This window comes from Candidatus Bipolaricaulota bacterium (assembly GCA_021159055.1).
Lineage (GTDB): Bacteria > Bipolaricaulota > Bipolaricaulia > UBA7950 > UBA9294 > S016-54.
In genome coordinates this window covers 1-10405 of sequence record JAGGSO010000073.1, presented here as the reverse complement: position 1 = coordinate 10405, position 10405 = coordinate 1, and the positions used below count along the sequence as shown (strand labels likewise).

Here is a 10405-nt window from a genome sequence, read left to right as displayed (position 1 = left end):
TCCACCCAGCCCGCGCACAATCGCCTCGTACCACCAGCGCAAACTCCCCAGAATCCCGGTTTCGTGAACGCGATCTACTTTGCCGTCTGCACCGCCGGTCCAGAGGGGAGTAAGAGTCCTTATCTTTACTTTCAGCTCCTTCACTCTTTCCACTTCCTTATACTACCACGCGTTTTCACCACCTCCGCTTTTCATAGCCGCTCTCCGCTCCGAGGCCGGTGTCGTAGGTCAGGAGGAAGGACGGCTCGGGCAGGTCCCAGCACGTCGTCTTAGTCTATGGCATTTCATCCTCGTGGCTTACGAACCTTCATAGGCGAAGTGTGCCTCCCACAGGCGGCGGAATTCCGTCGGAAGATCGAGCCGCAGGAAGAGATCTTTGATCTTCTCCTGGTTGAGCGCGGCTACACCATCGGCCCCGCCACGGAGGAGGAACTGCTTGCGACACGGCCAGGGGGCCGAAAGGTTGAGTCTTTTCTCAGACCAGACAATGTAGCGCTCTAGCTCCACTTTTAGCTTCTCGCTGCTTCTTGCTTCGCTCTATTGAATTGTTCCGCCTGTTGCCCTGAATACTTTTATTCTCCATCATCCTCAATGAGCCGACTATGCACCCCTTTAACTTCTTTTATACCCTATTCATCATCTCTAAAGCAAGCTTACAGAAGTGCGCCGCTTGGCAGTGAAGAGGTTAAGATCGAGGGATCGCCGATGATCGAAGGCCGAGATTTCTCCTCACGCCGGATCTCATATCTTTCCTACCACCCGCTGGAGGAGTTCTTGACTCGGCGCGCGTTCTTCGATCGCCTGGAGAAAGCACCCGGTGCGCCAATAGGCCCAAGCCAATCCGTGCCGCGCCCGCATGTAAGGCTGTGCTTCAGCTCTCCCCACCAAACTTACGCCTGTGGTGATTCACTTCCCAGTGCCTCGCGGGCCAATTCGTACGCCTGAAAGTTGTTTCTCGGCTGTACGCAGATCCCCCTCTTATTCAGCGATCTGTGCCAGCCCGTTGTACGCATCGGCCATGGTCGGATCGAGCTTGAGTGCCTCGCAGAAGAATCGCGCCGCAAGCTCGGGATCGCCCGGACCGGTGAGCTCGTCGAGTGTCTCCCCCGTGTACTCCCCCAGAGACGTAGCGGTTATCGAGAACCTTAAGCTGCAGTTCGCGCACGACTTGGTAGCAGTGGTGTCAGACAAAGTTGCGGTATCAGAGAGGGGACTATACCCCCGAGAGGACTCGAACCTCTGACCTACGGTTTAGGAAACCGTTGCTCTATCCTACTGAGCTACGGGGGCTAGAATTCTTCCAGCATTAAGTATAACTGTTTCGCCGCCGCTTGTTCAGCCTCTTTTTTGCTCCGGCCACGGCCGAGCCCGCGGTGCCCGGCGACGGATACCGCGACGACGAACTCCTTGCGGTGCTCCTTCCCCTCGGTTCCGACCACGGTGTACTTGGGACGGGTGGAGAAGAGTCGTTGCGCCGTCTCCTGGAGGAGGCTTTTGTAGTCGCCGGTCGCCGACTGTTCGGCGAGGAGTCGGGCGATCTCATCCTTGAGGTAGCGGAGGACGAACTTGGCAGCGTAGGCATATCCCCGCTCGAGGAAGATCACCCCGACCAACGCCTCGAACGCATTCCCCCGGCTGGAGGCGCGCTCCCGCCCGCCGTTCGCCTCCTCCCCCTTCCCGAGGCGCAGGTACTGGGACAGTCCGATCTTCTCCGCCTTCTCGGCGAGCATCGGTCGGCTGACTACCACCGACTTCGCCTTGGTCAGCCGCCCCTCGTCCGCATCCGGGTACTCGCGGTACAGGTAGCTCGTCACCGCAAGATCGATCACTGCATCCCCGAGGAACTCGAGCCGCTCGTTCGACCCGCGCGGATCGTTCCGCTCGTTCACGTAAGAGCTATGCAGGAACGCCTGCTCCAGCACCTCGGGAGAAATCTTGAGGCGAAGCTTCTTCGCCAGCTCCTCTATCGGTCGCTCGTTCATGTAGTGTTAGGGCGGGAGGATTCGAACCTCCGATCACGGCTCCAAAGGCCGTTGCCTTACCGCTTGGCTACGCCCTAAATCGTCACATCCTCTGTCGGGATCTCTTCCCTCAGGCTGGTCCCACCATCGTCTCCCACCGCGTCCCGATACGCGCGCAGGATGATCTCCTCCATCTTCAGGCGAAAATCGTTGTCGATCGGGTGGGCCGTGTCCCGGAACTCCCCGTTCTTCGTCTCTTGGCTCGGCATGGCCACGAACAGGTTGTCCTTCCCCTGGATCACCTTCACCGAGTGGACGATGAACACATCGTCAAATACGACGGAACAGAACGCCTTGAGGTTCCCTTCGTTGTGCATCGGTCGAATCTCTACCTTCGTTATCTCCACCCGCGTGACCTCACATCCGTTAAATGGTGCGGCTCATATTACCGAAAACCGTGTTCCAGATCAACGATCAAAGCTCCTCTTTCAATTTGAATAGAAGCTCCAGCGCCTCGAGCGGGGTGAGGGTGTTGGGATCGACCTTGCGCAGCTGCTTCACCACCGGATGATCATCCGGGCCGAACAGCGGAATCGGGGTAGCGCCGTCGCTTCGTCCCTCCTCCGACGGTGCGGCGGCGGTGAATCGAGCGAGGATCTCCTCCGCCTTCTCAGTGACCCGTTCCGGCAGACCGGCGAGGCGGGCGACGTGCACCCCGTAGCTCCCGGCGGCGACGCCGGGGACGACGCGGTGGAGGAACACGATCTCCTTGCCCACCTCCTCGACCGCCACGTGCAGGTTGATCACATTGGGAAGCTCGTCGGCAAGCCGGGTCAGCTCCTGGTAGTGGGTGGCGAACAGGGTCTTTGCGCGCACGTTCCCGGCCAGTTCCCGCGCCACCGCCCAGGCGATGGAGAGCCCGTCGTAGGTGCTCGTCCCCCGTCCCATCTCGTCGAGGATGACCAGGCTGCGGGCGGTGGCATGCTCCAGGATCTTCGCCGTCTCCAGCATCTCCATCATGAACGTGCTGATCCCGGAGACGAGCATGTCGCTCGCCCCGACGCGGGCGAAGATCCGATCGAGGATCGGAAGCTCCGCCTCCGCCGCCGGGACGAACGACCCGATCTGGGCCATCAGGCAGATGAGGGCGGCCTGGCGCAGGTAGACCGACTTCCCCGACATGTTCGGGCCGGTGATGATCGCGAGGTCCGTCCCCTCGGGGAGAGAGAGGTCGTTGGGGACGAATTCTTCGACGAGCTCCACCACCGGATGGCGTCCATCCCGGATCGAGATCGCGTGCCGGTCGGTGAACCGAGGGCGGGTGTAGCGGTTCCGCCGGGCGACGATCGCCAGGGAGAGGAAGAAGTCGAGCCGGGCGATCGCGGCCGCTGCCCGCTGCAGCTGCGGGATCCCATCCCGCAACCGGTCGAGGGCCCGGTTGAACAGCTCGAGCTCGAGCCCGACCGCCCGTTCCTGGGCGAGGGCGATCCGCTCTTCGTATCCCTTCAACTCCTCCGTGATGAACCGCTCCGCATTGGTCAGGGTCTGGCGGCGGTGGTACTCAGGCGGGACCTTGGCCAGGTGGGGCTTCGTCACCTCGATGTAGTAGCCGAACACGCGGTTGTAGCCGACCTTCAACGACGGGATCCCGGTCCTTTCTCGCTCTTTCGCCTCGAGGTTCGCGATCTGGCTCCGCACGGCGCGGATCTCCTCCCGCAGTCGATCGAGGGTCGCGTCGAACCCGGGACGGATCAGCCCGCCGTCGCGCGCGTCGGCCGGGGGCTGGTCGACGAGCATCCCGGAGACCCCGGCCCGCAGGGCCTCGAGGCTCGGGTCGGTCAGCTCGCGGTGGACCGCCGCGAGGGCCTCCGGGAGGTCGGGGAGGGCAGCGAGGGCGTCGGCCACCTTGGGAAGCTGCCCCAGACTCTTCTCCAGCTGCAGGAGGTCGAGCGGGCCCATCCGCCCCGTCCCGAGCTTCCCGGTCAACCGCTCCAGGTCGTGCACCTCGTCCAGGGCGGCGGAGATCCGCTGTTGTGCCAGTTCATCCTGGAACAGCGCCTCCACCGCGTCGAGGCGGGCCTCGATCCTGCTTCGATCCAGCAGCGGGGCGAGGATCGCCCGGCGCAGGTACCTGCGCCCCATCCCGGTTGCGGTCCGGTCGAGGACGCGGATGAGGGTCCCCCGCTCCTCTCCCTCCCGCAGCGGCTTCACCAGCTCCAGGTTGCGGATGGTGAACGGGTCGAGCTCCATCCGCGCCGACAGGTTGTAGGGCTGGAGCTTCTGGATGTGGGAGGCAAGGCCCTTCTGCGTCTCGGCGACGTAGGCGAGGATCCCGCCGGCGGCGCGGAGGGCAGGGGCAGGGATCCCGAACCCGTCCTCGACCAGCCCGGGGTCGAACCGTTCATCCTGAAGCTCGGTCACCGCCGGGGCGAGCTCGCCGAGCTCGTCCTTGAGGGAGGAAGGGAGGAGGAGCTCGCTCGGGGCAAGGCGGGTGAGTTCCCCTTCCAGCTCGGCCCGGTCAGCGGCCACGGTGGCGCGAAACTCGCCGGTGGAGAGGTCGAGGGCGGCGATCCCGAATCCGTCCTGGTCGGGGTGGACGGCGCACAGGTAGTTGTTCCGTCCGGAGTCGAGGACCCCGTCGTCGAGCGCCGTGCCCGGGGTGACGACCCGCACCACCTCGCGGCGGACCAGGCCGGTCGCCGCCGCCGGGTCCTCCATCTGCTGGCAGATCGCCACCTTGTACCCCCGCTTGAGGAGCTCGTTGACATACGCCTCCCCGCGGCGGATCGGGACCCCGGCCATCGGGTTCCCGTTGCGCGCGGTGAGGACGACGTCGAGCTCGCGGGAGAGGACCTCGGCGTCCTCGAAGAACGCCTCGTAGAAGTCCCCCAGATGGAAGAACAAAATCGCGTCGGGGTGCGCGGCCTTGAGGCGGAGGTACTGCTCCATCATCGGGGTCCTCTTGACCATCGCCCCTCCTGCGTCTACTCCCCGGTCCCGGGCCTCCCCTTCGCCGCCCAGTCCGGGAATCGATCGATGATCGTCCCTGGGATCGGTACCGGGAGCCTGTCCCCGGGCTCAAGCGCGGAGACCGGCTTCGGCGATTCCGCCCGCGGCGGGTTGACGAGTCCGATCTCGGTCCCCGGAGCGAGGCCGCGCCGCTCGAGGATGGCGAGCCCGACCTGCCGCTCCCCGAGCGGGACGCAGCTCGTCACCCGACCGAGGTAGGCTCCGTTCCGGTCGAGCACGGCCGCCTCCCCCCGTACCGGCCGCGCCGCTTGCACCTCGAACCGCACGAGCTCCCGGGTCTGGTTCTCGTACTGCTCCACGCAACTGTCCCGCCCGATGAAGAACGGCTTGTGCAGCTTCACGTACGATCCGAATCCGGCCTCGAACGGGTTTATCCCGTAATGACCGGCCAGCTCGTGCCCGTACAACGGGAGGCCGGCCTCGGTCCGGGTGGAGTCGCGGGCGGCGAGCCCGCATGGGACAATACCGAGGTCCTCCCCCGCCGCCAGGAGCGCGTTCCACAGCCATCTCGGGCCGTCCCCGCCGAGGTAGATCTCGTAGCCGACATCCTCTCCGGTGTAGCCGGTGCGGGCGACGATCAGGTGATGTCCGTCGGCTTCGACCTCGCAGAACTCGGTCCGCTTGAGGGCAGAGACCGCGAGCTGTGCCTTCCGGTCGAGGACCCGGAACAGGATCTCGGTGCTGTTCGGCCCTTGCAGGGCGATGTCCATCATCCCCTGTTCCCGCTTCAGGTCGTGCAGCTCGGCCGGGGGGACGCGGCGGGCCGGGAACCTCCGGTCGATCAGGTAGTTCCCGGCGTTCACCCCGGTGAGCCAGGCCCAGTCCTTCTCCTCGTTCGCCGCGTTCACCACCACCAGGTAATCGTCCCGCCCGCGGCGGTAGACCATGATGTCGTCGATCACCTCCCCATCCGGCCCGAACAGGTAGGAGTACTGCGACTCGCCCGGCTTCAGCCAGTCGGCGTAGTTGCTGGTGACGGCGTTCAGGAAGGCGGTGGCATTCCTCCCGGTGACCCCGAATACCCCCATGTGCCCGAGATCGAACAGCCCGGCGGCGGCACGGACCGCACGGTGCTCGGCGAGGGCGGAGGTGTACCATACCGGCATCTCCCAGCCGGCGAACGGGACGAGCTTCGCCCCCAGCTGCTTGTGCTCGGGATAGAGCGGGGTGCGCCTGAGGGCCTGTTCCTGCTCCTCCCAGGCGAAGTCCTCTCCTGCCGGAGCAGGGGAGGCAAGGAGCTCCTGGCCGATGAAGTACGGTTTAGAAACGGCGAACAGGTCGGGATGAGCCTTATAGGCCTCCACGATCTTCTCTTCCGCGATGGCCGGCAGGGGAGAGTCCGCCCATGCGCGCGCCTCCTTCGGGAGATCCTCCATCCCCTCCACCACCGCCGGGCCCTCGACCTTGCGGTAGATGTCCCTTCGGTCGAACAGCACGTACCCGTCGGCCAGGCCGGAGAGCCAGTCGGCAACCGCTTCCGCCTTGGCTGGGGGGACAATGATGAGGAACTCCTGCTCTCCTACCCTCCCGATCCGGACCGGGGAGATGAGGTTCCCGTCCGCGTCGAACAGGAGGGTCACCCGGGCCTCGCCCACCGGAAGTCCCATGACGTCGGCCGTGCCCGCCTGATCGAGCAACTGGGCGGCCCGGCCCCCACGCACCCGCAGTCCCCGCGGCTCCGCCTTGGGCGCGGGGACTCCGACCTGCGGATCGACCCGATGGAGGAGCTCCCGCACGGAGCGCCGCGCCTCCCGCAGCACCTTCCCCGGGATCTTCCCCCGGGAGAGTGGGCCGGTGAGGCCGGGGTATTCGAACGGCTTGATCGCGCGCAGCACCGTGGCGATGATCCGCGCCAGTTCCCCCATCTCCTCTTTCCCCATCCCCCGCTGCGTGACCCATGGGGTACCGAGCCTGATCCCGTGCGCGTCCGCCGCTGAGTGGTCGCCGGGGATGGTGTTCTTGTTGCACACGATCCCGGCGAGATCGAGGATCCGCGCAGCGATCTCCCCGAGCATCGTGTACCCGGTGTCGGATTCGATCTCCCGCAGGTCGACGAGGAGGAGGTGGGTGTTCGTCCCGCCGTAGGCGAGGGTCAGTCCCTCATTCCTGAGGGCATCCGCCAGGTACCCGGCGTTCTCCACGATCCGATGCTGGAGTGCCTTGAACGCGTCGGTCTGCGCGATCCGAAGCGCGGCAGCGATGGCAGCAAACTTGTTCACGTGCGGGCCGCCCTGCTCCCCGGGGAAGATCGCGGAGTCGATCCGGGCGGCGATCTTGGGATCGGTGGACAGGATCACCGCCCCGCGCGGGCCGCACAGGGTCTTGTGGGTGGTGAACGCGACCACGTCGGCGTATCCGATCGGGTTCGGGTAGGCCCCGGCGATCACCATCCCCGCGGTGTGAGCGATGTCGGCGAACAGGATCGCCCCCACGGAGTCAGCGATCTCGCGGAACGCCTCCCAGTCAGGCTGCCACGGGAAGGAGGTGAACCCGGCGATGATCATCTTCGGCCGGTGGGCCGCGGCCAGGGCCTTGATCTTCTCGTAATCGAGCCTGCCGGTCTTCGGGTCCGACGAATAGGAGACGATCCGATAGCGCTTCCCGGTGATGTTGAACTCCGAGCCGTGCGTCAGGTGTCCCCCCTCGGTGAGGGCCATCCCCATCACCGTGTCCCCGGGGGCGACGAACGCCTCGTACACCGCCAGGTTCGCCGCCGCCCCGGACAACGGTTGGACGTTGGCGTAGATCCGATCAGAGGGGTAATCCGCGGTGGCGAAGCACTCCGCCGCCCGCCGTCCGGCGAGGGACTCCACCAGGTCGGCGAACTCGGTTCCCTTGTAGAACCGCCAGTCCGCGTAGCGGCGGTACTCGGCGAGCTGGTAGTCGAGGTCGGCGAGGAGCTCCGGGGGGAGCATCCGCATCGCGCCGCGGGGATACCCCTCGGCGTACACGCTCGTGAACACGGACCCGAGCGCCTCCCGCACCGCCGGCGGGGTAAGGCTCTCGGACGGGATGAGGATGATCTTCTCCCGCTGGCGGCGTTCTTCCGCGTTGATCAGGGAGGAAAGCTGGGGATCGATCTTCTCCAATTCGGCAAACCCAAGGTTTTCGTTCATGGCGTCTCCTTTTCCCAATCGATCGTTTCAGGGTGAAGTCTACGGGGAAGGTCGCCCCCTTTCCAGGCGATCTCGGAAAGGAGGTAGAGCCCGCCGCTCACGAGGGAGTGTCCGCCGATGACGATCGGGATCGGAGCATCGATCACCGCGCGCGTGAACTCTGCCCACCCCTGATCCGCGATCAGCTCGGGCCGGAGGAGGTCGCTTGCGAACCGATCGGCCCGGGGCGGGAGCCCGCCGGAGGAGAGAAATGGACGGGTGTCGATAATCGCCCCGTCGTAGTCGGCGGAGATCCGCGCGACGAACGCCGCTGGCCCGTCCCGGCGGATGATTTCGCCGGCGATCGTCCCTCTTCCATCCGGATAGGCGCGCATCCCCCTCCCTTCGGAGATCGCGCTCGTCCGGCAGGCGACTCCCCGCTCGAAATCCGCCCACACGCGCGGGTTGATCCGTCCGATCAGGCAGACATGGGCCTTCCGCGAGGTGAGGGCCTCTTCCAACCCAGGGAGCTTGGGGTGATGGAGCCCAAAGCGCGCCAGGGCCGTCCGCAGGCGGTCCCCCCCGCGCGCGGCCGCAGCGAGGAGGAAGAGCTCGGCCGGGGTGTCGAGGTCGAACTGGGTGGAAAGGCGGCGGGGGAGGGAGAAGCAGGAGAAGCCCGCGTCGGCGAGCGCGAACCCGAGCCCGTTGTCGATCCGGGGAAGGGCGGCGGCGAGGATGGCACTTGCGTGGCTGATCGCGGCGAAGTCGCACGAGTAGAAGTTGTTGAACAGCGCACTCGGGGTCGGCCGGGCGGTGAACTCGATCATCCGCGCGAGCTCCGCCTCCGATAGCAGCATCCCGTTCCCGCTCCCGAAGTAGAGGAGCCGCTCGATCCCGAACCGGGCGACGATCGACTTGAGCTCGTCCCCGCAGTGGAACGGATCCGTCGCCGGAGCGAGGAGCTCTCCCGGGATTCCTGCCATCTTTTCGTCGCGACTTACGACGAGCACTTCCTCCACCCCGGCGCGGCGGAGGGCGACGGCGAGGTCGAACGCGGCGGCGATCCGCGCCTCCCTCACCAGCCGCTCTCCCGGGCTCTCCCCGAACGGCGGGTGCATGATCACCGCCACCGTCATCCTCTGCTCCTTGCGACGATGAACTCGAGGACAGCGATCGTCGCCTGCTTGTCCAGCGGGCGGTTCCGGTTTCCGCAGCGGGGGGAGTAGATGCAGGACGGGCAACCGTTCTCGCACGGGCAGCCGGAGACGAGGCTCAGTGCCTCTGCCGCCACCTTCCCGATTCGGGCGTACACCGCCTCTGCCAATCCGGCTCCCCCCTCGACCTCATCGTAGAGGACGATCGTCGGAGCCCCGGTCTCCGGGTGGAACGCCATCGATGCCCCGCCGAGGTCGTCCCGGTCGCACAGGACAGTGAGGGGGGCGAGCGCGATCAGGGCGTGCTCCGCCCCGTGCAGCCCGCCGAGGAGGTCGGGGCGGGGAACGCCAGGGATCTCCTCAGGGAAGGTGATCCACATCCCGTCGGTCTCGTAGGTATGGGGAGGGAGCTCGAGCGGGGTGACCCCGATCGTGCGACCGGAGTGGATCGCCTGGTACCCGACGAACTCCTCCCGCACCTGGACGCGGCCGCTGCGCACCGCAAACCCGGCTCTCCTCTCCCCCGGGGAGAGGATCTCCACGCGGGAGGTGATTAATGGCTTGGTGTAGTAGTCCACCGCCTCGCGGCGGGCGCGGGCGATCCCTTCTTCTAGGTCGAGTGATTCGACCACGTAGGTCTCACCACGGTGGAGGAGGACCGCGCCGGGGTAGGCGTCGCGCCGCGCTCGGAGCGGGTCCATCGTCTCGAGGAGCTCTCCGTCGCAGACGAGCTTCACCTGCGCGCCGGCCAGGGCGTCGAGGGGGAAGAGAGCATGGGCCCGAGTCCTCCCCCGGTAGATATAACCGCGCGGGGTAGGGGCGAGGAGGCCCCGGTCCGCGAGGGTGGGGACGATCTCCGGCCCGACCCGGCTTATCTCAGCGCCGTCCTGTACCGGGAGCTCGGCGGCGGCGCACGCGATGTGCCCGGCGACGAGGCGCGGGTTGTCCGGTCGGAGCACGATCCGCTCCCGGTCCTGCCCCAGGAGGTGGTCCGGGTGGCGGAGGAGATAGCGGTCGAGCGGATCCTCGTACGGGATGAAGACCACGAGGGACGGATCCTCTCCCCGCCCGGCCCGCCCGGCCTGCTGCCAGAACGAGAGGACGCTTCCGGGGTAGCCGAGGAGGATCGCCGCATCGAGCCCGCCGATGTCGATCCCCGCCTCAA

The 10405-nt window shown here is 66.2% G+C and carries 9 protein-coding genes and 2 tRNA genes; all 11 read right to left on the bottom strand.

Annotated elements, in window-relative coordinates; genetic code table 11:
- Positions 1 to 135, bottom strand: a 135-nt coding sequence (gene cmr1 / locus J7J55_03665) for a type III-B CRISPR module RAMP protein Cmr1 (protein ID MCD6141803.1), incomplete at its 3' end; no start/stop codon positions are given.
- A 162-nt stretch (positions 136 to 297) separates the two neighbouring features.
- Positions 298 to 507 carry a hypothetical protein gene (locus tag J7J55_03660; GenBank protein MCD6141802.1) on the bottom strand — a complete coding sequence of 70 codons (210 nt, stop codon included), beginning with the start codon at positions 505 to 507 and terminating at the stop codon, positions 298 to 300.
- A 471-nt stretch (positions 508 to 978) separates the two neighbouring features.
- On the bottom strand, positions 979 to 1191 hold the full coding sequence (locus J7J55_03655) for a hypothetical protein (GenBank protein ID MCD6141801.1): 213 nt from the start codon (positions 1189 to 1191) through the stop codon (positions 979 to 981).
- Positions 1192 to 1216: 25 nt separating this feature from the next.
- Positions 1217 to 1290, bottom strand: a tRNA-Arg gene (locus tag J7J55_03650).
- Positions 1290 to 1982: a ribonuclease III gene (gene rnc / locus J7J55_03645; GenBank protein MCD6141800.1), complete on the bottom strand. Its 693-nt coding sequence runs from the start codon at positions 1980 to 1982 to the stop codon at positions 1290 to 1292. Before rnc ends, J7J55_03650 begins: the two co-directional genes overlap by 1 nt.
- 6 nt (positions 1983 to 1988) lie before the next feature.
- Positions 1989 to 2059 (bottom strand) — tRNA-Gln (locus J7J55_03640).
- The gene (locus tag J7J55_03635) at positions 2057 to 2368 is read right to left on the bottom strand and encodes a SpoVG family protein (GenBank protein ID MCD6141799.1); all 312 of its coding nucleotides are present in this window, start codon (positions 2366 to 2368) and stop codon (positions 2057 to 2059) included. The genes J7J55_03640 and J7J55_03635 overlap by 3 nt, the downstream gene beginning before the upstream one ends.
- Before the next feature lie 67 nt (positions 2369 to 2435).
- A complete protein-coding gene (mutS, locus tag J7J55_03630; protein MCD6141798.1) occupies positions 2436 to 4931 on the bottom strand; it encodes a DNA mismatch repair protein MutS in 2496 nt (831 codons plus the stop codon).
- Positions 4932 to 4945: 14 nt separating this feature from the next.
- Complete coding sequence (gcvT, locus tag J7J55_03625; GenBank protein ID MCD6141797.1) at positions 4946 to 8107, bottom strand: glycine cleavage system aminomethyltransferase GcvT; 3162 nt, start codon at positions 8105 to 8107, stop codon at positions 4946 to 4948.
- A complete protein-coding gene (locus J7J55_03620; protein ID MCD6141796.1) occupies positions 8104 to 9222 on the bottom strand; it encodes a hypothetical protein in 1119 nt (372 codons plus the stop codon). The genes gcvT and J7J55_03620 overlap by 4 nt, the downstream gene beginning before the upstream one ends.
- Positions 9219 to 10405, bottom strand: a 1187-nt coding sequence (locus J7J55_03615; GenBank protein MCD6141795.1) for a DUF1998 domain-containing protein, incomplete at its 5' end; no start/stop codon positions are given. The genes J7J55_03620 and J7J55_03615, both read right to left, overlap by 4 nt.

Excerpts from the sequence above, each read along its gene's own strand:
- rnc (MCD6141800.1), bottom strand. The coding sequence starts at position 1,982 with ATGAACGAGCGACCGATAGAGGAGCTGGCGAAGAAGCTTCGCCTCAAG.
- mutS (MCD6141798.1), bottom strand. The coding sequence starts at position 4,931 with ATGGTCAAGAGGACCCCGATGATGGAGCAGTACCTCCGCCTCAAGGCC.
- gcvT (MCD6141797.1), bottom strand. The coding sequence starts at position 8,107 with ATGAACGAAAACCTTGGGTTTGCCGAATTGGAGAAGATCGATCCCCAG.
- J7J55_03620 (MCD6141796.1), bottom strand. The coding sequence starts at position 9,222 with ATGACGGTGGCGGTGATCATGCACCCGCCGTTCGGGGAGAGCCCGGGA.